We start from the raw sequence: 23474 nt of genomic DNA, 5'->3' as shown, positions 1-23474 counted from the left end.
ACAGAATGTACGGTCTGAGGTCGTTCAGACAATAGTGTTCACGCGCAGTTGTATCTCATGACACCACGAAAAAGGCGTCAGGATCCCGAGCTTTGACCGAATTTGCGGAACAGTTTGGTCCTGTCGAATGCCTGCTCAAGCTCTTCCGTACGTTCTTTCACGCTGTCCCACAGACGTTCTTGCATTTCGGCGATCACACATTCCAACAGTACCAGGATCGAGGCCATGGAATCCCACGCAGACGGAACCGCGATACGCGCTGCAAATGTGTGCTTTGCCAGCCGATGGATCGGCGAACGCCATTGATCCGTCAGCAGCACGACCTCGGCGCCTCGTTCATGGCAAAGCTGTCCGATCAGCAGCGTGGTGTTTTCGTACCGCCGCACATCCAAGGCCACCAACACGTCCCCTTCACGCACCTCAAGCAGATCATGGGTCCAGGAGGCCGCATCTGATAGCAGTTTCACGTCGGGCCGTATCATTTGCAGGTGCAGATATAGATACTGCGCCAGCGTCCCGGTAATGCGTCCTCCGGTTATGAAAATGCGTCGATCCGGATCGCACAATAGGCGGCAAAAGCTGTCGAATTCTTCCGGAGCCACCTCGTCGATTGAACGCCGTTGGTTGTCCAACGCCTGCCGGGAATAGCGGTTTAGGATATGTTCCTCTGGCAGATCATTTTGCCAGACATCCCGCTTGGCAACGGGACCCGAGATCATCTCTTTCACTTCGCTGCGGATAGCGGCCTGAAACTGAGGATAGCCGACAAATCCGGTTTTCTGCAGCATACGCGCGACTGTCGTGGTTGAAACCGAGGCGATGCTTGCAAGTTCCGTAATGCTGCCAAGACCTGCCATTGGATAATCATCCAGCAGCACATTCACCAATTGCCGCTCCGATGGGGTCATCGTTTCGCGATGGGCAAGGAGTCTTTCAGTTACGCGCACGGATTACATCCTCTTTGGTTATCCATCATCTAATGTGCAATATTTGACATCTGAAACGGTTGTGTGGGATATTTTACAGGAAAATTATTGACAGGTTAAGGCTGGGTGTAGAAATTTTTCCCCATGGAATCGCACAACAACCTTTCGCCGATCGGGCATCTGGATTTTGGATCAGTTGTTCACGCACGCGAACCGGCGGACAGCCCATCGGTCATCGTGGTTTGTGAACATGCATCGTGCCGGATTCCCAAAGAATTGAGGGACTTGGGTCTAAACGCGGATGCTTTGCGCAGCCATATCGCATGGGATCCGGGTGCTTTGCCTGTCGCGCAGGCTATGGCACGACAAATGTCTGCTTCATTGATCTACGGAGGCGTTTCGCGGCTTGTTTATGACTGTAATCGGCCACCTGAAGCCGACGATGCGATGCGTGCTAACAGCGAGGATTTCGCCATTCCAGGCAACGCCTCCCTGTCTGACGCTGATCGCAAGGCCAGAGTCGAAGAGGTCTATAAGCCATTTTGTTTGGAACTTGCAGGAATGTTGGATCGTCATCGCGAAACGCTTGAGTTGATGGTGACAATACATAGCTTTACGCCCGTGTATCGGGGACAGAAACGGACTGTCGAATTGGGCTTATTGCATGGCGAAGACGAGCGCTTTGCGTTGAAAATGCTGGAAAAGACCCCTGCAGACCTGCCGCTGAAGACGCGCCTCAATGAGCCATACTCAGCCCGCGACGGCGTAGCACATACGCTGGATGTTCACGCGAAACCAAGAGGTTTGCTGAACGTCATGATCGAAATTCGCAATGATCTGATCGAGACGCCTGAGCAACAACAAGCGATTGCTGATGATCTGGTGCACTGGATCGAAAACACGATGAGCGCGATCCAAAGCGAGGGCGCGCGGCAATGAAAATGATGGCCGCATATGTGCACATCGTTGATGCGGTGAACTATCGGATCGGGCGGGTCATGATGTGGGGCCTGTTTGTGATGATGGGTATTTTGCTGTGGTCCTCGATCTCGAAAACGTTCTTTCTGCCATCGCTCTGGACGCTGGAAATGGCGCAGTTTGCAATGGTGACCTACTACATCATAGGAGGTCCGTACTCGATCCAATTGGGTTCGAACGTCCGGATGGATCTGTTTTATCACAATTGGAGCCCGCGCCGGAAAGCTTGGTTCGACGCCTGCACGGTGTTGTTACTGATCCTATATCTTGGCGTGCTGTTCTATGGTGGACTTGGTTCGACCGCCTACAGCCTCGGCTATTGGGGCGATGAACCGGTTTCCTATTTCACAGGCCTTCTGACCGGCAGTGAAGAGATCGGGAGACTTGAACGCTCATCGACTGCATGGAGGCCCTATATCTGGCCAGTCAAGGCAATTATGGTGTTCGGCTTCTTTCTTATGCTGCTGCAAGCAATTTCTGAACTCTTCAAAGACATCGCACGGATCAACGGGCAGGAAATCGGGGTCAGCCGGGCATGAGTCAGGAATATATCGCCATTTTCATGTTTGCCTCAATGATGCTGATGCTGTTTACAGGTCAGCGCGTTTTCGGGGCCATCGGCGCAGTTTCGGCGATTGCGGCGCTGGCACTGTGGGGAACAGGCGGGCAGGATATCCCCTTTTCGGCCGCGATGAAACTGATGAAGTGGTATCCGCTGCTCACGCTGCCGATGTTTATCTTCATGGGTTATGTTCTGAGCGAAAGCCGCCTGGCTGACGACCTCTATCGCATGTTTCACGTTTGGATGGGGCCGGTGAACGGAGGCCTTGCGATCGGTACAATCGGGCTGATGGTTCTGGTTTCTGCTATGAACGGCCTCAGTGTCGCCGGAATGGCCATTGGGGCGACAATTGCTTTGCCCGAGCTTTTGCGGCGCGGATACGACAAGACTATGGTGACCGGGGTCATTCAAGCCGGATCGAGCCTGGGGATTCTCGTGCCGCCTTCCGTGGTTCTAGTGCTCTATGCCATGATCGCGCGGCAACCTGTGGGTCAACTGTGGTTGGCCGGTATTGTGCCCGGGCTGCTGATGGCGTCAATGTTCATCCTCTACATATGGATACGCTGTCGCATTCAACCTCAGCTCGGCCCAGCGATGGAGGACGCGCACGAAGTGCCTCGGGCCGAAAAAATCCGGTTGTTGGGGGCAGGCGCTCTGCCGCTGATTATCTTCGCGTCCATGATGATCCCCTTCGTCAATGGCTGGACCTCGCTTGTTGAAAGTTCAGCGATCGGGGCGCTGGCGGCTTTAGCGGCCTCGGTTCTCAAACGCCGGATGACGTGGAAAATCTTTGAAGACTGCACCAAGCAAACGCTGGCCATATCCTGCATGTTCATGTGGATCATTCTGGCCGCACTGGGATTTGGAGCCGTATTTGATGGATTGGGTGCGGTTAAGGCCATCGACAATCTGTTCACCGAACAACTCAATCTTTCACCATGGATGATCCTGATCCTGATGCAGCTCAGCTTTATCGTAATGGGCACGTTCCTCGATGATACCGCGATGCTCGTCATCGTTGCTCCGCTATATGTACCGCTGGTGGGGGCATTGGGTTTTGATCTGATCTGGTACGGCGTGCTTTATACGATCACGACCCAGATCGCCTATATGACGCCGCCATTCGGCTACAATCTGTTCCTGATGCGAGCGATGGCCCCGCCCGAGATTACGCTTCGCGATATCTATCGCTCGATCTTTCCTTTTGTGGGCGTAATGGTTCTGGCGCTCGCGATAATCATGATCTTCCCGGAAATAGCGCTTTGGCTGCCCGGATATGTTTACGGAAATTAACCAGAAGGCCCGGCAAACGGGCACTTGAACTTTAACGGAGAGGAAATTGACATGACGACAAGACGTAAGTTTCTCAAAACTGCCGGGGTGGGGGTTGCAGCTGCACCTTTGGCCGCACCGGCGCTTGCGCAAAGTACGATTACATGGCGAATGCAGACCTATGCAGGGCCAGCGCTTGCGGCCCATGTGATCGATCCAGCCATCGAGATGTTCAACAAGATCGCCGGTGACCGAATGCAGATCGAGTTGTTCTACGCCGATCAGCTTGTGCCCACCGGAGAGCTGTTCCGTGCCATGCAGAAGGGCACCATCGATGCGGTGCAGTCGGATGATGACTCGATGGCTTCACCCACCGAGGTCACTGTTTTCGGCGGCTATTTCCCATTTGCCTCGCGCTATTCGCTGGATGTACCGGTTCTGTTTAACCAGTGGGGCCTGAACGAGATCTGGGATGAGGAATATTCCAAGGTCGGCGTGAAACATATCAGTGCCGGCGCGTGGGACCCCTGCCACTTTGCCACTAAGGATCCGATCAACTCTTTGGAGGATATGAAGGGCAAGCGCATCTTCACCTTCCCGACGGCGGGCCGGTTCCTGTCGCAGTTCGGCGTGGTTCCTGTGACCCTGCCGTGGGAAGACATCGAAGTCGCGGTGCAAACCGGAGAGCTGGACGGCATCGCGTGGTCAGGCATTACCGAAGACTACACCGTCGGTTGGGCCGATGTGACCAACTACTTCCTGACCAATAACGTATCAGGCGCCTGGGCGGGTCACTTCTTTGCCAATATGGACCGTTGGAACGAACTGCCCGAAGACTTGCAGACGTTGTTCCGCGCTTGCTGTGATCAGTCGCACTATTATCGCCAGTGGTGGTATTGGGGTGGTGAAGCCAACCTTCGCGTCAATGGCACCAAGATGCAACTGACCACAATTCCAGATGCCGAATGGGCGCAAGTCGAAGAAGCGGCTGTCAAATTCTGGGATGAGATTGCAGCTGAATCCGAGACCAAGGCCAAGGTTGTTGAAATCTTTAAGAAATATAACGCCGAAATGCAAAAGGCCGGTCGGCCCTATCGCTACGGCTGACCCAACTCGACCGGTCCGCGAGCGAGCGGGCCGGTCGCAACTGCGCAAAAAATTTTCGTCGAATTTTCTAGATCAGACTGGACGAATTTTTTGATCCTGTGACACCAGGCGCGACGCTTTGTCAGGCACACAATCTACCAATATGGGCCTGCGAGACGCATTCATCCAAGTGTTTCCAATACCCCAGTCCTTTGAATGCAGTGCATTAACGGACTTGCAGACCTCGTCCTTCACCTCACATATTGGTCACAGGTGAGGGAGTTTTTCATGACAAAAGAGATTGTTCTGATCCACGGAGCTTTTGCCGGGCCGTGGTGCATGCAAGATTACGCGGAGTTCTTTCGCGCACGCGGCTGGTCGGTACACACGCCTGCGTTGCGGTATCATGGCGGCGACCCTAACGCCGAACCCGATCCGGGCCTAACCGAAACCAGCGTCTTGGATTACGCCAATGACATAGCTGAATTCGTTCAGGGTTTGGACAGCAAACCGGTGCTGCTGGGCCATGCCATCGCGGGCGTAGTAGCACAACAGGTGGCCACTCGCGGTTTGGCCAGCGGCATTGTCCTGATTAACCCGAACGCAGCCTGGGGAACATTGCCCGAAACCGACGACGAACGCGCCGTGCCGCGCGCGTTGATGGAAGGCGGGGCGTTCTGGAAACAGCCCATGCGCGTCGATTTCGACCTTATGGCCCCCTTTGCGCTGAACAAGATGCCCGAGGCGCAGCAGCATGAGGTGTTCGACCAGCTTGGCCCGGAAAGCGGGCGGGTGATGTTCGAGATGTTCTTTTGGATGTTCGACGATCACCACGCCATGAAGGTGGATATCGACAAGGTCGACTGTCCGGTGCTGATCGTTTCTGGCACCGAGGACCGGGCCGTGAACCCCAACACCTGCCGCGCACTGGCGAAGCTTTACGGAGATCGCGCGACATTTCTGCCAGTCGAAAACCACGCGCATTTTCTGTTCATGGAACCGGGCTGGGAAGGCCCAGCCGGACAGATCGCCAATTGGCTGGACCAGAAATTGGGGTAGGATGGGGTTTCACCCCATCGCTCCCGGTACGCTTTGATGGGTTGGAAACCCATCCTACGTTAGTTGTTGGTTTGAAATGTGCTCTGCGGTTTCCAGACCAGAGAGCCATCGTCATTGCGATGACACCGCAGCAACCTTTCCTCGCGCGTGCTGATGGTTGAGGTGACGGTATTGTCGCCGGTCAGCAGGATGAAGGCGTCGGGCGAATAGGCCATGCCGTCATAATAGCAAAACCGCGTCTCGGCGCCGTCCGGAATGGGCGATGCGGTGCTGAGCATCTGCTGCGCGGGGGCTGCCGTGGCCAACAGGGTCAGGGCAAGCCCGAGGGTTAGTGTTTTCATGTCGTCCTCCCGTTCGGAAAATTGTTGGTTGTTTATTTGGGTCTTGGACGCTCGGAACCTCAAATGTCGTTCTTGGATGACGGTTTGAGGTTAAGTGTGAACGAGATCAACGGGTTAGGCAAGGGGGTTGCGGTGTGCCGGGCTGAAGCCCGGCCTACGGGGTGTTGGACTGTCCCGCATTATCCATCCCATGCTTGATGCAAAGCATCAAGCTCGCGACCCGCCCCCCCCATGGCGGGCGCTTTCTGCACCCATCCTCGGGCAGGGCGTGAGGTTCTCAAAATGCACGGAAGTACTTGTCTCATCCAATGATAAATCGGATGCTACTTTTGCAATCTAACGGACCGCTGTTCTACGATTTTAAAGCCACGAAACGATGGTCTGGCAGTTTTTACTTTGACGCCAACATAGCCTTTCAAAGCAGTCCTAAATTGAGCGGAAGTTAGATTTGAGTTGGCGCCGATGATAATCTCACGCAACCTCAGTTCATCTCCAAATGGATGGAAGAACAAGTTTGCGCCACGTGCTTTCAGCTCTTTTTCTTCGCTCGTCAGTTCGACGTATGCTCTCCATTCGTTTTCGTATTCCCAATGCTTGCTCTTAGTGTCTCGAGCGTAAGCAACGAATTGCTCTAGTGCATCGAAGTCCTTAAGGACTTCTGGATCAAATTTAACGAAGCAGTCTGTGTAATCCATTTGGTTAACGTCGCCTGAGACATCAAATCCAAAACAAACCACTTTGTGATTTCGAGCATAGTGGCCCCACATAGTCGGGAGGCACCACTCGCTACTAAACGAGATGAATCCGCGTTCCTGCGAGAATCGATCGATGGTCTGGCCCCATCCTATTCGCGCTTCACGGTTGTCACCAAAGTCGAATGGCTTCATCTCGAAGATATCATTCACTTCGTTGGGGAAGGATAGTTTGAGGCGACGCCTTACAACGTTATCAATGGCATGATCTGGGCCGGTGAAATAGTAAAGACGTTTGGGTTCACTCAAACATCCAACTCCTCCACGAACCGCGCGTTCTCCTGAATATACTGGAACCGCAGTTCGGGTTTTTTGCCCATCAGGCGCTCGACCAGGTCGCCGGTCTCGCCGGGTTCGTCCTCGTCGATGGTGACGCGGATCAGTTTGCGAGATGACGGGTCCATCGTGGTCTCTTTCAGGTCTTTGGCGTCCATTTCTCCAAGACCTTTGAAGCGCGAGACGTCGATCTTGCCTTTGCCGCCCAGACCTTTCTCAAGCCATTCGTCGCGCTCGGCCTCGTCCAGACAATATACGCGTTTGGCGCCTTGGGTCAGGCGATAGAGGGGAGGGCAGGCCAGATACAGGTGGCCCGCATCGATCATCGGGCGCATCTGGGTGAAGAAGAACGTCATCAGCAGCGAGGCGATATGTGCCCCGTCCACATCCGCGTCGGTCATGATGATGATCTTGTCATAGCGCAGGTCGTCGACGTTGAACTTGGTGCCAAGCCCCACGCCCAGCGCTTGGGTCAGGTCGTTGATCTCGGCATTGGTGCCCAGTTTCGAACTGGCCGCGCCCAGCACGTTCAGGATCTTGCCGCGCAAGGGCAGCAGGGCCTGTGTCTTACGATCACGGCCCATTTTGGCGGAACCGCCCGCCGAGTCGCCCTCGACGATGAATAATTCCGTGCCGTCGCGTGTTGAACTGGAACAGTCCACCAACTTGCCGGGGAGACGAAGTTTCTTAGTGGCGGACTTGCGTTGTGTTTCCTTCTCGGCCCGTCGGCGCAGGCGTTCTTCGGCCCTCAGAATGAGGAAGTCGAGGATTGCGCCTGCGGATTTCGTGTCAGCCGCCAGCCAGTTGTCGAAATGGTCGCGGACCGAGTTTTCGACCAGCCGCTGCGCCTCGACCGTTGCCAGACGGTCTTTGGTTTGGCCGACGAATTCTGGTTCCGAGATAAAGCAGGACACCAGCGCACAGCCGCCGGTGATCAGGTCGTCACGGGTGATCTGACCGGCTTTTTTATTGTTGATCAGCTCGCCATAGGCTTTGATGCCTTTGAGGACCGCAGCCCAGAACCCGGCCACGTGCGTTCCGCCTTCGGGGGTGGGGACGGTGTTACAGTAGGACTGGATGAACCCGTCGCGCGAGGGTGTCCAGTTGATCGCCCATTCGACCTTGCCGGGGGTGCCGAATTTTTCCTGAAAGTCCACGGTGCCAGCAAAGGGTTGCTCGGCATAGGTGGACGAGCCGTTCATGGTTTCTTTCAGATAGTCAGAGAGCCCGCCGGGGAAGTGGAATGTGGCCTCGGTTGGCGTTTCACCGTCATCGATGGCAGATTTCCAGCGGATTTCGACGCCCGAGAACAGGTAGGCCTTGGAGCGGATGGATTTGAACAGCCGCGCCGGTTTGAACTTGTGATGGCCGAAAATCTCGGCGTCCGCATGGAAGGTAACGGTGGTGCCGCGCCGGTTGGGGGCCGCGCCGACCTTTTCCACGGGACCCAGCGGGATACCACGTGAAAAGCGTTGCTCGTACAGCTGTTTGTCGCGCGCCACTTGAACGACCATAGAATCCGACAATGCATTGACCACCGACGCGCCCACGCCGTGCAGACCGCCCGAGGTCTGATAAGCCTTGCCCGAGAATTTTCCGCCCGCGTGCAGGGTGCAAAGGATGACTTCAAGCGCCGATTTGTCGGGGAACTTGGGGTGCGGGTCGATCGGAATGCCACGCCCGTTATCGCGTACGGTCAGTGCGTAATCGGAATGCAGTTCGACCTCGATCCGGTTGGCGTGGCCCGCTACGGCTTCGTCCATCGAGTTGTCTAGGATTTCAGCCACCATATGGTGCAAGGCACGCTCATCGGTACCACCGATATACATGCCGGGCCGTTTTCGAACCGGTTCCAGCCCTTCGAGCACCTCAATGGACGAGGCGTCATAAGTTGTGGTCGCTTCTGGTGTCAACAGATCGTCGGGCATGGGTGCTGCTCTTGTTTTTGAGTTTCCCCCATTATGGCAGGTGATGTGGTCCGGGGGAAGAGGGGCGCGAGGTGTTGTGGGTGTTTTGGGCTGCGATTGGTCTGAGCAGTTTTTGCGGCATTGAATCAACCGCTTGTTGCGTTACGCGAGAACGGGACTTTGTAAGCACGCTTGGCTTCCGCTTTAAACGCTCTTGAACGTTTGCTTTTAGGCGATTTCCGGACGGGCTTTCAGAACACTTAAGAAACTAGATTCGAAGGACTGAGGAGTTCACTCTTTCTCTTCAATCAATAGCTCTTCAATCAGAACACACAAAAGTTGCGTTCTCGATTTAACATTGGCCTTTCTGTAGATGGAGTTGTTCTGCGACTTAATTGTGCCCTCACTGGTCTCACGCAATTTAGCTATCTCTGCGACAGACAAACCCTTCACAGTGAGTAGCGCAACATCTCGCTCCGCAGCGCTTAGATTCCAGCGGTCGAATTGCAGCTCCAGCATCCGGAAAAACTCACCTTGAGCCATCTGAAGACTATGCTTGATCTCCTGATGTCGCCGCAAAAAAAGTTTGTGGCTCTGCCAGATCAACACCCCCCCAATAAGAAAGCCGAACAGGGTGATGAGCGCGGTGATTTCGTGCACCACCCAGCTCGCAGAGAAAAGATAATATCCGGTGATTTCGCCAACCAATTCAGCCGCAAACGCAAATGCGGAGATCGCATATATAGCGATCCCCGCCTTGAACATGGCGTCCTTGTTAAACCAATTGTTCAAACTTGAGACTCACTTGCGGGCAAGCGGAAATACACCTTAGTCATCATCTCCCTCACCATCGTCACCTTCGCCATCGCTTTCGCCACCGTCGTCGCCTTCGCCATCGCTTTCGCCGCCGTCGTCGCCTTCGCCATCGCTTTCGCCACCGTCGTCGCCTTCGCCATCGCTTTCGCCGCCGTCGTCGCCTTCGCCATCACTTTCGCCACCGTCGTCGCCTTCGCCGTCGCTTTCGCCGCCGTCGTCACGCTCGCCATCATCGCCTTCGTCGTCACGTTCGCTATCATCACCTTCGCCGTCATCTTCTTCGTCATCAAATCCTTCATCATCATCTTCATCGTCAAAATCTCTGTCGTCGTCTTCTTCGTCATCGTACTCATCGTCACGCTCAGATCGATCGCGGACGATGGTTCCATCTTTTCCCAATACCACTTCTCTCTCGATCCCAGGCCCAGTTGCCTCAAAGCGGAGATTCCCAAAAAGCGTGTTTGTTATTTCAATTCTCTGGAAACCTTGTTCAGTAAGCTCGTCGATGACGTCTTGTTTGGTGGTTTGCGAGAGTGCTGTTGTAGCCATCAAAACAAAGGTTGTCGTAAGACCCATAGTTTTCTTGTTCATGTTCCTATCCTCAACGATTTTGCTGATTAATTTAGAGCACTCGCCGCTGAAGCTGGGAATATAACTTTGGATGGTTTCGCCATACTTGAACCAAAGATCTATTTCCTCAACGATAGGGGGTAACGCACGTAAAGTATTAAGGTGTGGGTTTGGAAAGCCCTAGTAGATCTGGCAAGGAAGACTCTTGCAGGTGCGCTCGGGGTGATCTGAATATTTTGACCAACAGTTTAGTTGAAGGTAACGCCAAGGACATGCCCGAAGCCAAGAAATTCGAGAAGCTTTTCTCCACTCCAATGATGCGATTCCAAGTGCCCAACAGCGCAGCATTAAATGCGGCGTTGTTGTTTGAGGCAGAAAAGATGCGTGAGGAAGATGAAGGCGTCTCAAAGTCCAATCGCGGGGGTTGGCACTCACGAGGGAATCTATTTGAACGCGATGCGCCGGCCATTCAAACTTTGCGCGACGCAGCAAAAGATGCGGTTTTCCAGATGACACGAAAGGTCTCGGACAAGGTTAAACCGGACGAACTTCGTCTGAAACTGTTCGGCTGGATGAACGCCAATCCCTCCGGCGGTTACAATGCACCACATACGCACCCCGGAGCGCATTGGTCAGGTGTATACTATGTCTCTCAACCCGAGGTCGAAGAAGGTTCGTCTGGAATGATTGAATTTCTCGACCCTCGGAATGAGTTGCCTCACTGGCGGATACTTGAGGCGAGTGCATTTCGGAACAAAAAGAAGCTGCGCCCATCTCCGGGTGAAATGATCCTGTTTCCATCCTATCTGACCCATTGGGTCCACCCAAATCAAAGCGAGGACAGCCGTGTAACCGTTGCGTTTAACGCAACTTTTCGTCGCCCTAAGTCAGGCACGCTGAAAACGTCAGGAAGCAAGTAGTATTTCATTCTGCGTAAACGATATCTAACGGATACATGTCGAATTCGTCTCGCCACCTGCTCAAAGCACTCCTAGTCTGTGGACATTAATCAGTTACGACAACAGGAACCCAAATGAGCTGGATCAAGACCATACCCTATGCCGAGGCGACGGGCAGGCTGCGCAAACTCTATGACCGGGTCACCGGCCCGGACAACAATGTGGACAACATCATGATGGCGCACAGCCTGCGCCCGCACTCGATGGAAGGCCATATGGCGATGTACAAGGCTGTACTGCATCATTCAGGCAACGCGATCCCGAAGTGGTTTCTTGAGGTGCTGGGCGTGTGGGTCAGCTCTCTGAACCGATGCGGGTACTGTGTCGAGCATCATTTCGCGGGTCTGCAGCGGTTGTTGCAGGATGAAGCACGAGGGAACGCGATCCGGGCGGCGATCGAGGCAGGCGAGCCGGGGCAGGCGCCTTTGGACGCGGCGCAGGTCGCTGCGATGTATTATGCACGCCTACTGACCGAAGCTCCGGCGGATTCGACTGAAGTCGATGTTGAGCGTTTGCGTTCCGCTGGTTGGGATGATGGAGAGATTCTTGAGATCAATCAGGTATGCTCGTACTTTTCCTATGCGAACCGAACCGTACTAGGGTTAGGGTGCTCGACGGATGGGGACGTTCTGGGACTGTCGCCGAACAACTCGGAAAACCCGGATGATTGGGGCCATCGGTGAGGGCAGGAGCGAGGGGACAGCCCCTCGCGCTCCCCGAGATATTTTTGGGCAGATGAAGGGCGGATCGGCGCGCCTGCCCGGAGGCTCAGTTAAAACACAAGTCTGTTTGACACCAATCAAAGTGCTGAACATGCCGAACTGCTAGATTTCTCTTCGACAGTGAAACCGAGGAGAGAATGTATGGATGCAACGCCCCAGCTCAGTCAGAAATCACCTCATATTAATTCGGCAACTGCCCCGAATGCGGAGGCCTCGGCGCCGACACTGGAAAAAATTCGGCAAGCTTTTGAAAGCGGTAACTATCCCTATGTCCGAAAGATGGCGCGCAAGGATTATGAGGCGCAGAAGGCCGAGTTGCAGGCTGAGTTGCTGAAAGTTCAGTTGTGGGCCCAGGAGACAGGCCAGCGGTTTGTGCTGTTGTTCGAGGGGCGCGATGCGGCCGGGAAGGGCGGCACAATCAAGCGGTTCATGGAACACTTGAATCCGCGTCAGGCGCGCGTCGTTGCGTTGAACAAGCCAACGGATGAAGAGAAAGGGCAGTGGTATTACCAGCGGTACGTGCAACAGCTGCCGACCTTGGGTGAGATGGTGTTTTATGACCGGTCTTGGTACAATCGCGCGGGTGTCGAACGGGTTATGGGGTTCTGTTCTCCCAACGAGTACTTGGAATTCATGCGCCAGACTCCTGAGTTGGAGCGGATGTTGGTACGCTCGGGCATTCAGCTTTACAAATACTGGTTCTCGGTCACGCAGGAAGAACAGCAACGGCGCTTTCGGAGCCGTGAAACCGACCCATTGAAACAATGGAAACTATCGCCGATCGACAAAGCCAGCCTGAGCAAATGGGATGACTATACCGAGGCGAAAGAGGCGATGTTCTTCTACACCGACACGGCCGACGCGCCCTGGACCATTGTAAAATCCAATGACAAAAAACGCGCGCGTCTGAATTGCATGCGTCACTTTTTGTCGACGTTGGATTATCCTGACAAGGATCACGAGATCGTTGTTGAACCTGACCCTCTGATCGTTGGGCAGGCGCATCATGTGATCCATCGCTCGGACCATATTCTTGGAACGGCACTGCATCCGGATGCGAAAATTGGCTAACGGGCCGGGTCATCACCAGACAGGGTGATGGCCCACTTGGTACAAGTCAAGTAAGTCTCACATTGAAATAAACCTGTTCTGCTCTTGTCTTGCGCTGCGGGCAAGCCTAAGGCTGGCGGGATGAACAAGGTGATGACATATCCCGGCCATTTGCGGGCAATTACAGTGCTGGGCCTGCCATTGATTGGTGGGCATTTGGCACAATATGCGATCGGTCTGACCGACACCATCATGCTGGGATGGTACGGGGTCGAGGCACTGGCCGCAGTGACATTGGCCAGCAGCTATTTCTTTGTTCTTTTCCTATTTGGCGCAGGGTTTGGCTTGGCCGTTATGCCGATGGTGGCGACCGCTGCGGCTGAAGAGAATGAGACCAGCATACGCCGGTCGACTCGCATGGGCCTGTGGCTGTCTTTGATCTATGCGACGGTGATGATGCCCCTTCTGTGGTGGTCACAACCCATACTAATTGCTTTAAAGCAAGAACCGCAAGTTGCTGAAACCGCAGCGATTTACCTGCGTGTGGCAGGGTGGGGACTGTTCCCGGCATTGTTGGTGATGACCCTCAAGTCCTATTTGGCCGCACTTGAACGAACGCAGATTGTGCTCTGGATCACGGTTGTTGCTGCTGTTGTGAATGGATTGACGAACTATGCGTTGATTTTCGGCAATTGGGGTGCGCCTGAGTTGGGAGTTATGGGTGCAGCCATTGCTTCGGTCGTGACGCAGATCGTGTCACTGGTGGCGGTGGTGATCTATGCGGTGAAGGCGTTGCCGGAACACAGTCTGTTCCAACGTTTTTGGCGTCCGGATTGGGAAATGTTTATGAGCGTTCTACGCTTGGGCGTTCCGATCGGCCTGACGACACTGGCAGAGGTGTCTTTGTTCGCTATTTCAGCGGTGATGATGGGCTGGCTGGGCCCGGTGCCACTGGCGGCGCATGGTATTGCTCTGAATCTCGCGTCTGCGACATTCATGGTGCATCTGGGACTGTCAAATGTAGCAACAATCCGCGCGGGAAATGCATTGGGTCGTCGAGATCGTGCACATCTTGAAAAAGGCGCCATCACAGTCACCGGAATGTCGCTGGTGGTTTCAGTCTTGACCATCATTCTGTTCTTGACCTGTGCCGAGCCTCTCATTTCCTTGTTTATGGAATTTGATGATCCGCAACGGCCGGAAATTCTGTTGATTGGCACCGGGCTGCTTGCAATGGCTGCGTTGTTTCAACTGGTCGATGGCGCTCAGGTGATCGCACTGGGTCTTTTGCGCGGATTACAGGATGCCAAAGTGCCGATGGTGATGGCCGCACTCAGTTATTGGGTGATCGGGATCCCTGCATCGTATTACTTCGGCTTCGTTCAGGGCATGGAAGGGATCGGAGTGTGGCTTGGCCTGGTGCTGGGCCTTGCCTGTGCCGCTGTGCTTTTGATGTCGCGATTCTGGCTGCGGTCTGTGCGCGAAGTTGGCGAAGTTCCGGCCTAAGGGATCAACCTTTGCTGATCCGATCTGATTTTTTGCGCACAAGCACCGAGCGCAGATCGTGCATAGCCATCAATAGCCGATCCGTGACGTCCTCCAACTGCTCATCCGTGGCCTTGGACTGCGCCCATTGCGTCGTCAGATTTAGATGGTCGACAGCGCGATGAATATCATCCAAGTCGCGGCGGGATAGCAGCGCTTTCCGCTCTTCCATCCAGCGCGTGATTTCGGCTTTGTCCGCATCGGACAGATTACGTTGACCCTGCGGTTTGACCTCACCATTGCGGATGTTGACCACTGCGATCTGATCCATTTCGATCCGGCGTTGGCGGTTTTCCGTATCGATCTTGAACACTGCTGCGCCATTCTCGCGTACGCGGAAGTAATATTCGGGCGGGGTTGTGGACATGGAAACCTCAGGTCAGGGACGCGCAGAAGCGTTGGATACGGGTGCAGGCCTCGGTCAGCGCTTCATCGGATGTCGCGTAGCTGACCCGGAAATTGGGAGACAGACCAAACGCCGCGCCAAACACCACCGCAACGTCGGCTTCTTCCAGCAGGGCAGTCGCAAATGCTTCGTCCGAGTCAATCACCGTCCCTGCCGGGGTGGTCTTTCCAATCAGGCCAGCGATGGACGGGTAGACATAGAATGCGCCTTCGGGTGTTGGGCAAGAGATGCCATCGATCTGGCTGAGCATATCGACCACCAGATCGCGACGGCGTTTGAATATCTCGTTATTTGGCGCAAGAAACGCCTGAGTCCCATTCAACGCTTCGACCGCAGCCCATTGGCTGACCGAGCAGGGATTCGACGTGGACTGCGACTGCACTTTACGCATTGCCGCGATCAGCTCGCCCGGGCCCGCAGCATATCCGATGCGCCAGCCGGTCATGGCATAGGCTTTGGAGACGCCGTTGCAGGTTAGCGTCCGGTCGTAAAGCCCCGGTTCCACTTGTGCAGGCGTGCAGAATTCGAATCCGTCATAGGCCAGATGCTCATACATATCGTCTGTCATCACCCAGACATGCGGGTGCCGCATCAGCACGTCAGTCAGCTCTTTCAGTTCTGCGCGGCTGTAGCCCGCACCGGTTGGATTGGACGGAGAATTGAAGATGAACCATTTGGTCTTGGGCGTAATCGCTGCTTCTAACTGATCGGCCGTCAGTTTAAAGTTGGTTTGAAGTGAGGTTTCAGTAATCACCGGTGTCCCGCCTGCCAGCAACACCATATCCGGATAGCTGACCCAATAGGGCGCGGGAATGACGACTTCATCGCCCTCGTTCAGTGTTGCCATTAAAGCGTTGTAAAGCGTCTGCTTGCCACCGGTCCCGACCGAGATCTGAGCAGGCGCATAATCCAACCCGTGGTCACGCTTCATCTTGGCGCAGACCGCCTGTTTCAGCTCGGGGATACCATCTGGCGCTGTGTATTTCGTTTTGCCTGCGGCTATGGCGGCAACAGCGGCGTCCTTGATGTTCTGCGGTGTGTCAAAATCCGGCTCACCAGCACTCAGCCCAATGACATCGCGCCCAGCGGCTTTCAGCTCGGCCGCTTTGGCTGTCATGGCGATGGTGGGCGAGGGTTTTACGCGTGACAATGTCGCAGACAGGAAACTCATGGGGGGCCTCAGTTTGTATGTTCAGCCTGACTGTCATAGGGTGCGCCGAAATATCGATCAAGCCAATTGAACCTCACCTATTGGAGACCCCAATGAACGACGAAACGGACTGGTTCGGACCGGACACTGCAACCTTTGGAGATCGCGTCGCGGGCGCGCGCGAGGTTGCGGGTATGACCCAGACACAATTGGCCCGTCGTCTAGGGGTTAAAAAGGCGACGATAATTTCGTGGGAAGATGATCTGTCCGAACCCCGTGCTAACAAGCTGTCGATGATGGCCGGGCTGTTGAATGTCTCGATCATGTGGCTTTTGACCGGCGAAGGCGACGGCATGGATGAGACCAGCCTGAACGGCGATGTGGACTCGGAGCTGCGCGATCTGGTGGCAGAACTGCGTACAATCAGGGGTGAGATGCGCGCGAGTTCAGAGCGCTTGGCCAGAGTGGAAAAGTCGCTGCGCCTGAAGCTGGAACGCACCCAATGACCGAATCCCGCGAAACTCGGATCAAGCGCATGAAAATGCGCTCGATGCGACGAGGTATCAAAGAGATGGATTTGATCCTGACAGCCTATGCTGATCGCAACCTGTCATTTATGGATGACGATGGGCTGAATACCTATGACGCGCTGCTGCACGAAAATGATCAGGATTTGTATCAGTGGGTCACCGGTCAGGCCAGCCCTCCGACTGAGCTGTCAGATTTGATCGCGGACATTGCGCAAACCTTTCAGAAATAAGAGATAATTCAACTTAACCGATTTTTCGGAAATTCGCGTCATGTTTTCAGAAACAGCGCGATGAATCGGAGGATCGGATGAGTATGGAGTTACAGGTCGCCGCGCCAGGGACCAAAGGATTCATGACGGGCTATCTTGAAGCACTGGCGCTGGTTGAGCGTCTGCACCGCTTGCTTCTTGATGTCATCAAGGATGAATTTGAACGTGTCGGTGTGTTGGAAATCAACGCCGTGCAGGCCTTGTTATTGTTTAACATAGGCGATCATGAAGTGACTGCCGGAGAGTTGAAGAGCCGAGGCTACTATCAAGGCAGCAATGTCAGCTACAACCTCAAGAAGCTGGTCGAGATGGGGTATATGCACCATCAGAGATGCGAAATTGACCGGCGTTCTGTCAGAGTGCGATTGACCCAACGCGGGCGAGAGATTCGCGATATAGTATCTGATCTATTTGCCCGTCATGCAGAAGGGCTGCAAAATCGTGGCGTGATTGGTGCGGATGGAATTGAAGAGATATCGGGTTCATTGCGACGGGTCGAGCGGTACTGGACAGATCAAATCCGCTATATTTACTAGCTGTTTAAGCGGTCAGAGACCAAATTTCATTGGACTGTCCAATGAAGCGGCACCTTATGCCTGCAGATATGAAACATTCATCAGGGGTGCAGCTCGGTAAGTTCAAAACCCTTCAATTCTCGTTCCAGCTTGCGTCGCATTGCGTTTTCAAAGTCTTCAAATCCATTTGCGATTTCAACGAAAGCTCCGGGGCCGTGCAGGACGTTGGACTGAAAAAACGGGATCAGGTCGATTTCGCCCTCAAAGTCGCCAGCGTTAATGACCAGACCATTCACGGTCGTGTTCTGGAACGGAAAATGCTTGTAGGCGATTTGAGGTCCGTAACCATCGTTGTTTTTCCCGTCACCTGAAATGTCGATGGTTTGGAACAGGCAGCGGGGCGCGCGTTGCATGAGCGTTGCACCGTATGCCAAAGCATGTCCCATTGCTGTTGGATAATCATTGGCAGACCTCTCGGAATCGCCGATGCTGTGTGCGGCAGCAAGCAGGTCTGCAGGCGCCTCGATCAAGAGCCAATCCAAAAGAAGTTTCTGGTTGAAACTGCCGGACCATTCGTAGACCGCCAGTGCAACCGGCTGCGGAGACCTAAAAAAAGCCTCTTGCACTTCTGGTGCGATCAGGGCGGCGGCCAACCCTTTGCGCTGCAATGCATCTTCGACGGCATCGACCGAAGTTGAGATGTCCATAGCAAGGGCAAGTGCAAGGCGACATTGCTCGGCCCAAACGGGGCCGCCTGAAACGAGCAACCCCAGAGATGTTATCCGGCGGATCACCAGTGACCGGTGCTTTCCATGCTTGTCCACGGTTCCGCCGGTTCCAGTGCCTCTCCGTTTTGTAGTAATTCGACAGAGATGTTGTCGGGCGAGCGCACAAACGCCATTCGCCCGTCGCGGGGTGGGCGGTTGATTACGATCCCGTTGTCCTGAAGGTGCTGGCAGGTCTCATAAATATTGTCGACACCATAGGCGAGGTGACCAAAATGGCGGCTGTCGCTGGGCAGTTTATCGTCGCCATCCCAGTTATAGGTCAGTTCGATCGGGGCGTCTTCCTGACCAGGAGGGGCGAGGAAAACCAGTGTGAATCGACCTGCTTCACTGTCGTAGCGGCGGGTCTCTTTCAGGCCAAGAAGCTCATAAAATGCCATGGATTTCTCAAGATCCTTCACGCGGACCATAGTGTGGAGGTATGTCAGCCCCATCGCGACTTTCCTTACATTGATTGTGATGCCCAGCACCTTAGCGCGCCGCGATGCGGTGTCGAGAGGGAAGGAATGACACAATTCGCAAATTGCGCGCTACGCCGCACATATCGCGGTTCCGGTGGTTAAAAAGCCGATATATAGTGGTGGGCGACTCATTGCTGGAAAGGATAATTTCATGCCTCTGTCTTCCGACCAACTGGCCGAGATTGAAGCGCAACGCGCACAATCGAGCCCGACCCGCCGCGTCGTTGCCGAAGGTATGGAAGATCACCTGTACACGGCGCATCAGGTTCTGGATCACGGGTTTGTCCGGGTCATAGACTATATGGGCGATGACGCCGCGATCTGTCAGGCCGCGCGGGTATCCTACGGCAAAGGCACCAAATCGGTGCAGAATGACGAAGGCCTGATCCGCTATCTGATGCGGCATTGGCATTCGACCCCATTTGAAATGTGCGAGATCAAACTGCATGTCAAACTGCCGGTTTTTGTCGCCCGCCAGTGGATTCGCCACCGGACTGCTAATGTGAACGAATACTCGGCCCGTTACTCGATTCTGGATCGGGAATTCTACATCCCCGCGCCCGAACATGTGGCCGCACAGTCTGAGGTGAACAATCAGGGCCGTGGCGACACGTTGCAGGGCGAAGAGGCTGCACGAGTGTTGGAGATTTTGAAGGCCGACAGCGCGCGATGCTATGACAACTACGAAGCTATGATTGGTCAGGATGGCCAGCAAGGGTTGGCACGAGAACTGGCGCGGATGAACTTGCCAGCCAATATCTATACGCAATGGTATTGGAAGGTGGATCTGCACAACCTGTTCCACTTCTTGCGTCTACGCGCTGACCCTCATGCGCAGTACGAAATTCGCGTTTATGCTGATACCATGTGCAAGATCGTCGCTGACTGGGTGCCGTTTGCCTATCGCGCGTTCGAGGATTATCGCTTAGGTGCTGTCAACCTCTCGGCTCAGATGGTGACCTGCCTGCGTCGGATGTTGAGCGGTGAGAATATTACTCAGGAAAATTCGGGCATGACAGCGCGGGAGTGGCGCGAGTTCGAAGGCGTTATCCGCGAAAGCTGAATAGTCAGGAAAAAAGAAAATAGCGCGTCCCGAGGTGGGCGCGTTTTTTGGGGTAGCTAACGGTTAACGGCCGGAAATTGGCCGCCAACCTTGTTTGTCTTTCCCGCCGGGGCGGGCCTTGCCTTACAGCGGCTTCAAATCAGACGCCATCTGTCGGCCATCACGTCCGTCTTCCAGCTCGTACGAGACCTTCTGATTGTCAGCGAGTCCGGTCAGGCCGGATCGTTCTACGGCCGAGATATGTACAAACACATCTTTGCCACCCTCATCGGGCGCAATAAAACCATAGCCTTTGGTTGTATTAAACCATTTCACGGTGCCAGTTGGCATTTCCCGTGTCTCCTTCTACTTACACGTTATCCCACAAATTGGTGGGGGTAGTGGTTGGCAATACCGCAACACATCACTGTTCGCCCACACGATACAGCCCGGGTTGCGTGTTTCGCCTTTTTCAACATTGCACGGTGAAGTAAAAAATCAAGAATAACTGGGCCATGCCAATGGAATTGCCCGATTTTGCAGCGAAGACAGGATCAATCAAACTATGCGCCTCTATGGGTTGAAGAATTGCGACACATGTCGCAAGGCATTGAAATCGCTTCCGAATGCGGAGTTTGTCGACGTGCGGGGGCAAGGTGTTCCCGAAAATATCCTGTCGGAGGCGTATGAGACTTTCGGCAAAGCCTTGCTCAATACGCGATCAACAACCTGGCGCGGATTGGATGAGGATACACGAAATCGGCCGGTGCTTGAGCTGTTGGCTGATCACCCGACCTTGATGAAGCGCCCATTGATCGAAACTGATGGCCGGATGTATTTGGGCTGGACGCCTGAAACGCGTCAGGCCCTTGGTGTTGCCTAATCAATTGCCTATGTGACATGGGCAACAAGCGGAGACCTGTGAATGCGGAACGCTGCCATGATACTGGGTGTGATTGCCGGGCTAATCGGAATGGTCGTCGGATTTTTCGGCTATGGATTTGTGGAACTGATCGACCAATTTGGTGAGATCGAAGGGATTGCCGAGCAGGTCGATAACCCGGAACTGATCCAGACCGCTTCGATTGTGGCACCGCTATTGGCGATAGTGGGTGGAGCAATGGCCCATTCACGTGCTCTGGTCGCGGGCATATTACTGCTTATTTCTGCGGCGGGCATGTACTACGCCTTTGGCTTTGGCGTTTTTACGATGTTCCCAATAGCCTTTGCCGGCGTAGCAGGAGTGCTTGGGCTCGCGGCTGGAAAACCGGACGAGCCCAAGGCGCATTTCTAGGTCATTTCAGGCGCAGCAACCGATCCAGCGAAAGCGGGCCTGCGCCGTTGATCACGATCACCAGCAATAGGAATGTCCACATCACGCGCTGATCCATCAGCGTGATTGCGTTGTCAAACAAGCCACCTAGTTTGACACCATGTCCGGTAACATCGGTGAGGGTCTGCACCCAGACAAATCCAATCATGCCAAGTGCGGCAAGACGGGTCAGCAAGCCGACCAGCAGTAGTACGGGCAATACAAACTCAGCCACGGTTCCAAAGAAGATGACAATTCGCTGGAAGAAAGTCATCTGGCTGACGTCATACAGGACGGCTTCGGCTGCCTTGGGGAAGATTTGCCCAAATGCCCCGGCGGATGGCGAAAATATTGAGCCGTCAATCTTCAGTGTTGCCGAGTTCCAATAATACACGAACAGGACAGCGATAAAGACAACCCGAGCGAGGGTAGGCGTCAGCCAGCCGGACGTGTTCGCCACTTTGTCCATCGTGTCATTGTAGGTAGAGATCAGGGCAGTCATGTGTCCAGCCTTTCGATAGTCACAGAAGTTATTGCACCGCCCTGCAAAAGCAGTGCCAGAGTGGTTCCAAGGTCAAATTCGGGCGTTTCCGCGACTGTGGCTTCAAATGCTTCGCCGATGCTTTGCCCGTTTCGAATGCGTGCGATCCATGCCGCGCCGCCTTGTGGCAGCGGTTGCGGGGCAGGATCGTATTCGGGACGTGTAATCAGAACATCCTGAGCGCCAGCTTCAGGTTTCGGGGCTCTGTCTTCAGTGTTGAACAACCAGATCGCGTGCACAGGCCACTCTGATCTTAACACGGTTGTTGCCGGAGCAAGAGACAATTTGGCGCGCATCAAGTCTTCTGGTGGAACGTTCAGAGCCTCAGGGTCAATGGGCTGGCAATCGGCGGCGTGATAGGCCCGCCGCAACGCCAGCTCCAGCCGCGCTACATCTGGCAGGTATCCCAGATGCGACAATTGCTCCATAACTTCCAAAAAGGCAGGGAATTCATCACCGTAAAACATCATAAGTGGTGAGGTAGGCGGGTGCTGGCGCAGGAAAATCCCGGCAAGCCCATCCATGTTCTGTGATCCCAGCAACTTAGCAACAATTGGAAAAGCCTGATGCATTGCCTCGGTTAATGAAACGGCGACATTGTTGCGATACACGCTGAAACGACGGCCCGCCGCGTTTGCTTGTGCATCCACCAAACCACCCGGAATCGATTTGTTGGCGTCCAGCAAAGCCTCATGGAAGGTGGTCTGCGATACGTTCATGCCGGAATCTTGTCCAAAGCAGATTGGGCACGTTCGGCTTCGGCTCTCAGGATTGGCCAGTCCGGTACGTCGGTATCCCATTCGATCAGCACCGGCTTCGGTCCCGATTTTTCCAAAACGTAGTCCAGCAATGCCCAGACCGGATCAACCACCTCGCGCCCGTGGCTATCGATCAGCAAGGGGTGGCCATGATCGTCTTCGTCTTCGTCGTGACCGCCCAAGTGAATCTCACCCACCTGATCCAGCGGGTAGGCGTCGATATAGCCCTGAGGCGAGAAATCCAGATTAGTGGCAGAAACAAAGACGTTGTTCACATCCAACAGCAAACCACATCCGGTACGGCGCGTTATTTCGCGCAGGAAATCAGGCTCGGACCAGGTGCTTTCTTCGAAAGCCAAATAGCTGGAAGGATTTTCCAACAGCATTTGCCGTCCAACGACCCCTTGCACCTGATCAATATGATCGCACACGCGGGTCAGAGTGGTATCGGTATAGGGCAGCGGCAGCAGATCATTCAGGAAGTGACTGTCATGAGTTGACCATGCCAGATGTTCAGAGAAGCTTGCTGGGTTCAGCCAACCAACCAAGTGTTTCAGGCGTGCGAGGTGATCTAGGTCCAGCGGTGTTTCACCACCAATGGAGAGGCCAACGCCGTGAACGGATATGGGGAATTGTTCGGATAGATGGCGCAATTGTGCCAATGGACGTCCACCATCGCCCATATAGTTTTCAGCATGAATCTCAAGCCATTCTACTGGCTTCGCATGCTCAAGGATTTGCGAGAAATGCTGCGGTTTGTATCCGACGCCTGGGGCGGCGGGCAATCGATTTGATCTGAGAGCATTGTCTAACATGTGCAAATCCCTTGATCATCACAGAAAGGGCGGGCGATGGTGCCCGCCCTTTCCGGTTCATTCGGGCAG

General features: G+C 54.4%; 29 protein-coding genes. 15 read left to right on the top strand and 14 right to left on the bottom strand.

All coding sequences use genetic code 11. The features are described from left to right. Nucleotides 1-77: 77 nt before the first annotated feature. Nucleotides 78-947, bottom strand: a complete 870-nt coding sequence (locus ACR3EJ_RS15365; RefSeq protein WP_029621737.1) for a MurR/RpiR family transcriptional regulator — start codon at nt 945-947, stop codon at nt 78-80. A 123-nt stretch (nt 948-1070) separates the two neighbouring features. Between ACR3EJ_RS15365 and ACR3EJ_RS15360 the strand changes: the two genes are divergently transcribed. The 5 genes from ACR3EJ_RS15360 (at nt 1071) to ACR3EJ_RS15340 (ending at nt 5883) form a co-directional block, all read left to right on the top strand. Continuing rightward, complete coding sequence (locus ACR3EJ_RS15360) at nt 1071-1865, top strand: N-formylglutamate amidohydrolase (RefSeq protein ID WP_170538879.1); 795 nt, start codon at nt 1071-1073, stop codon at nt 1863-1865. Beyond that, nucleotides 1862-2443: a TRAP transporter small permease subunit gene (locus ACR3EJ_RS15355; RefSeq protein ID WP_170538882.1), complete on the top strand. Its 582-nt coding sequence runs from the start codon at nt 1862-1864 to the stop codon at nt 2441-2443. The genes ACR3EJ_RS15360 and ACR3EJ_RS15355 overlap by 4 nt, the downstream gene beginning before the upstream one ends. After that, entirely contained in the window at nt 2440-3759 is a 1320-nt protein-coding gene (locus ACR3EJ_RS15350) for a TRAP transporter large permease (protein WP_010439063.1), read from the top strand. Before ACR3EJ_RS15355 ends, ACR3EJ_RS15350 begins: the two co-directional genes overlap by 4 nt. 51 nt (nt 3760-3810) lie before the next feature. Further along, a complete protein-coding gene (locus tag ACR3EJ_RS15345) occupies nt 3811-4845 on the top strand; it encodes a TRAP transporter substrate-binding protein (protein WP_010439065.1) in 1035 nt (344 codons plus the stop codon). Nucleotides 4846-5112: 267 nt separating this feature from the next. Next, a complete protein-coding gene (locus ACR3EJ_RS15340) occupies nt 5113-5883 on the top strand; it encodes an alpha/beta fold hydrolase (protein ID WP_170538884.1) in 771 nt (256 codons plus the stop codon). A 59-nt stretch (nt 5884-5942) separates the two neighbouring features. Here ACR3EJ_RS15340 and ACR3EJ_RS15335 read toward each other — a convergent pair whose 3' ends face one another. The 5 genes from ACR3EJ_RS15335 to ACR3EJ_RS15315 all read right to left on the bottom strand — a co-directional run bounded on the left by ACR3EJ_RS15335 (nt 5943) and on the right by ACR3EJ_RS15315 (nt 10566). Then, nucleotides 5943-6224, bottom strand: coding sequence for a hypothetical protein (locus tag ACR3EJ_RS15335; protein WP_170538886.1), 282 nt, complete (start codon nt 6222-6224; stop codon nt 5943-5945). 323 nt (nt 6225-6547) lie between these two features. Beyond that, a complete protein-coding gene (locus tag ACR3EJ_RS15330) occupies nt 6548-7225 on the bottom strand; it encodes a DUF2971 domain-containing protein (protein ID WP_170538888.1) in 678 nt (225 codons plus the stop codon). Further along, nucleotides 7222-9180 carry a DNA topoisomerase IV subunit B gene (gene parE, locus ACR3EJ_RS15325; protein WP_170538891.1) on the bottom strand — a complete coding sequence of 653 codons (1959 nt, stop codon included), beginning with the start codon at nt 9178-9180 and terminating at the stop codon, nt 7222-7224. The genes ACR3EJ_RS15330 and parE overlap by 4 nt, the downstream gene beginning before the upstream one ends. A gap of 270 nt (nt 9181-9450) precedes the next feature. Next, nucleotides 9451-9951 (bottom strand): helix-turn-helix transcriptional regulator, encoded by a 501-nt coding sequence (locus ACR3EJ_RS15320; RefSeq protein WP_480423066.1) that lies wholly within the window; start codon nt 9949-9951, stop codon nt 9451-9453. Between the two features lie 36 nt (nt 9952-9987). Further along, nucleotides 9988-10566 (bottom strand): hypothetical protein, encoded by a 579-nt coding sequence (locus tag ACR3EJ_RS15315; RefSeq protein ID WP_170538892.1) that lies wholly within the window; start codon nt 10564-10566, stop codon nt 9988-9990. 215 nt (nt 10567-10781) lie between these two features. Between ACR3EJ_RS15315 and ACR3EJ_RS15310 the strand changes: the two genes are divergently transcribed. From ACR3EJ_RS15310 to ACR3EJ_RS15295, 4 genes are all read left to right on the top strand, one after another. Beyond that, on the top strand, nt 10782-11465 hold the full coding sequence (locus ACR3EJ_RS15310) for a TIGR02466 family protein (protein ID WP_139056595.1): 684 nt from the start codon (nt 10782-10784) through the stop codon (nt 11463-11465). A 113-nt stretch (nt 11466-11578) separates the two neighbouring features. Further along, nucleotides 11579-12187: a peroxidase-related enzyme gene (locus tag ACR3EJ_RS15305; RefSeq protein WP_170538894.1), complete on the top strand. Its 609-nt coding sequence runs from the start codon at nt 11579-11581 to the stop codon at nt 12185-12187. Between the two features lie 180 nt (nt 12188-12367). Continuing rightward, on the top strand, nt 12368-13297 hold the full coding sequence (ppk2, locus tag ACR3EJ_RS15300; RefSeq protein WP_170538896.1) for a polyphosphate kinase 2: 930 nt from the start codon (nt 12368-12370) through the stop codon (nt 13295-13297). Between the two features lie 120 nt (nt 13298-13417). Continuing rightward, the gene (locus ACR3EJ_RS15295; protein ID WP_170538898.1) at nt 13418-14782 is read left to right on the top strand and encodes an MATE family efflux transporter; all 1365 of its coding nucleotides are present in this window, start codon (nt 13418-13420) and stop codon (nt 14780-14782) included. Nucleotides 14783-14786: 4 nt separating this feature from the next. On the opposite strand, the gene ACR3EJ_RS15290 is transcribed toward ACR3EJ_RS15295, so the two are convergent. Together ACR3EJ_RS15290 and ACR3EJ_RS15285 are read right to left on the bottom strand one after the other, a co-directional pair. Continuing rightward, entirely contained in the window at nt 14787-15188 is a 402-nt protein-coding gene (locus ACR3EJ_RS15290) for a hypothetical protein (RefSeq protein ID WP_170538901.1), read from the bottom strand. A gap of 7 nt (nt 15189-15195) precedes the next feature. After that, nucleotides 15196-16398: a pyridoxal phosphate-dependent aminotransferase gene (locus ACR3EJ_RS15285; protein ID WP_170538902.1), complete on the bottom strand. Its 1203-nt coding sequence runs from the start codon at nt 16396-16398 to the stop codon at nt 15196-15198. A 92-nt stretch (nt 16399-16490) separates the two neighbouring features. Between ACR3EJ_RS15285 and ACR3EJ_RS15280 the strand changes: the two genes are divergently transcribed. The 3 genes from ACR3EJ_RS15280 to ACR3EJ_RS15270 all read left to right on the top strand — a co-directional run bounded on the left by ACR3EJ_RS15280 (nt 16491) and on the right by ACR3EJ_RS15270 (nt 17712). After that, nucleotides 16491-16883, top strand: a complete 393-nt coding sequence (locus ACR3EJ_RS15280; protein WP_170538904.1) for a helix-turn-helix domain-containing protein — start codon at nt 16491-16493, stop codon at nt 16881-16883. Beyond that, nucleotides 16880-17137: a succinate dehydrogenase assembly factor 2 gene (locus ACR3EJ_RS15275; RefSeq protein WP_170469099.1), complete on the top strand. Its 258-nt coding sequence runs from the start codon at nt 16880-16882 to the stop codon at nt 17135-17137. Before ACR3EJ_RS15280 ends, ACR3EJ_RS15275 begins: the two co-directional genes overlap by 4 nt. A 77-nt stretch (nt 17138-17214) precedes the next feature. Further along, complete coding sequence (locus ACR3EJ_RS15270) at nt 17215-17712, top strand: MarR family winged helix-turn-helix transcriptional regulator (RefSeq protein WP_170538906.1); 498 nt, start codon at nt 17215-17217, stop codon at nt 17710-17712. An 80-nt stretch (nt 17713-17792) separates the two neighbouring features. Here ACR3EJ_RS15270 and ACR3EJ_RS15265 read toward each other — a convergent pair whose 3' ends face one another. Beyond that, nucleotides 17793-18488 carry a DUF1194 domain-containing protein gene (locus ACR3EJ_RS15265; RefSeq protein WP_480423352.1) on the bottom strand — a complete coding sequence of 232 codons (696 nt, stop codon included), beginning with the start codon at nt 18486-18488 and terminating at the stop codon, nt 17793-17795. After that, on the bottom strand, nt 18482-18910 hold the full coding sequence (locus ACR3EJ_RS15260) for a VOC family protein (protein ID WP_170538909.1): 429 nt from the start codon (nt 18908-18910) through the stop codon (nt 18482-18484). The genes ACR3EJ_RS15265 and ACR3EJ_RS15260 overlap by 7 nt, the downstream gene beginning before the upstream one ends. A 178-nt stretch (nt 18911-19088) precedes the next feature. Between ACR3EJ_RS15260 and thyX the strand changes: the two genes are divergently transcribed. Next, complete coding sequence (gene thyX, locus ACR3EJ_RS15255) at nt 19089-20000, top strand: FAD-dependent thymidylate synthase (protein ID WP_170538911.1); 912 nt, start codon at nt 19089-19091, stop codon at nt 19998-20000. A 123-nt stretch (nt 20001-20123) separates the two neighbouring features. Here thyX and ACR3EJ_RS15250 read toward each other — a convergent pair whose 3' ends face one another. Further along, nucleotides 20124-20330 carry a cold-shock protein gene (locus tag ACR3EJ_RS15250; RefSeq protein ID WP_010439113.1) on the bottom strand — a complete coding sequence of 69 codons (207 nt, stop codon included), beginning with the start codon at nt 20328-20330 and terminating at the stop codon, nt 20124-20126. A 214-nt stretch (nt 20331-20544) separates the two neighbouring features. On the opposite strand from ACR3EJ_RS15250, the gene ACR3EJ_RS15245 reads away from it, so the two are divergent. Next, nucleotides 20545-20862, top strand: a complete 318-nt coding sequence (locus ACR3EJ_RS15245; RefSeq protein ID WP_170538913.1) for an ArsC/Spx/MgsR family protein — start codon at nt 20545-20547, stop codon at nt 20860-20862. Nucleotides 20863-20904: 42 nt separating this feature from the next. After that, on the top strand, nt 20905-21273 hold the full coding sequence (locus tag ACR3EJ_RS15240) for a hypothetical protein (RefSeq protein WP_170469113.1): 369 nt from the start codon (nt 20905-20907) through the stop codon (nt 21271-21273). 1 nt (nt 21274) lies between these two features. On the opposite strand, the gene ACR3EJ_RS15235 is transcribed toward ACR3EJ_RS15240, so the two are convergent. The 3 genes from ACR3EJ_RS15235 to bufB are packed head-to-tail and all read right to left on the bottom strand — an operon-like array spanning nt 21275 to nt 23405. Next, nucleotides 21275-21793, bottom strand: coding sequence for a DoxX family membrane protein (locus tag ACR3EJ_RS15235; protein WP_010439120.1), 519 nt, complete (start codon nt 21791-21793; stop codon nt 21275-21277). Then, nucleotides 21790-22551 carry an HvfC/BufC N-terminal domain-containing protein gene (locus ACR3EJ_RS15230; RefSeq protein ID WP_170538916.1) on the bottom strand — a complete coding sequence of 254 codons (762 nt, stop codon included), beginning with the start codon at nt 22549-22551 and terminating at the stop codon, nt 21790-21792. Before ACR3EJ_RS15230 ends, ACR3EJ_RS15235 begins: the two co-directional genes overlap by 4 nt. After that, the gene (gene bufB / locus ACR3EJ_RS15225; RefSeq protein WP_170538927.1) at nt 22548-23405 is read right to left on the bottom strand and encodes an MNIO family bufferin maturase; all 858 of its coding nucleotides are present in this window, start codon (nt 23403-23405) and stop codon (nt 22548-22550) included. The genes ACR3EJ_RS15230 and bufB overlap by 4 nt, the downstream gene beginning before the upstream one ends. Nucleotides 23406-23474: the final 69 nt, after the last annotated feature.

The organism is Ruegeria sp. AB11, from assembly GCF_056536325.1.
This window is presented reverse-complemented; position numbering and strand designations above follow the sequence as displayed.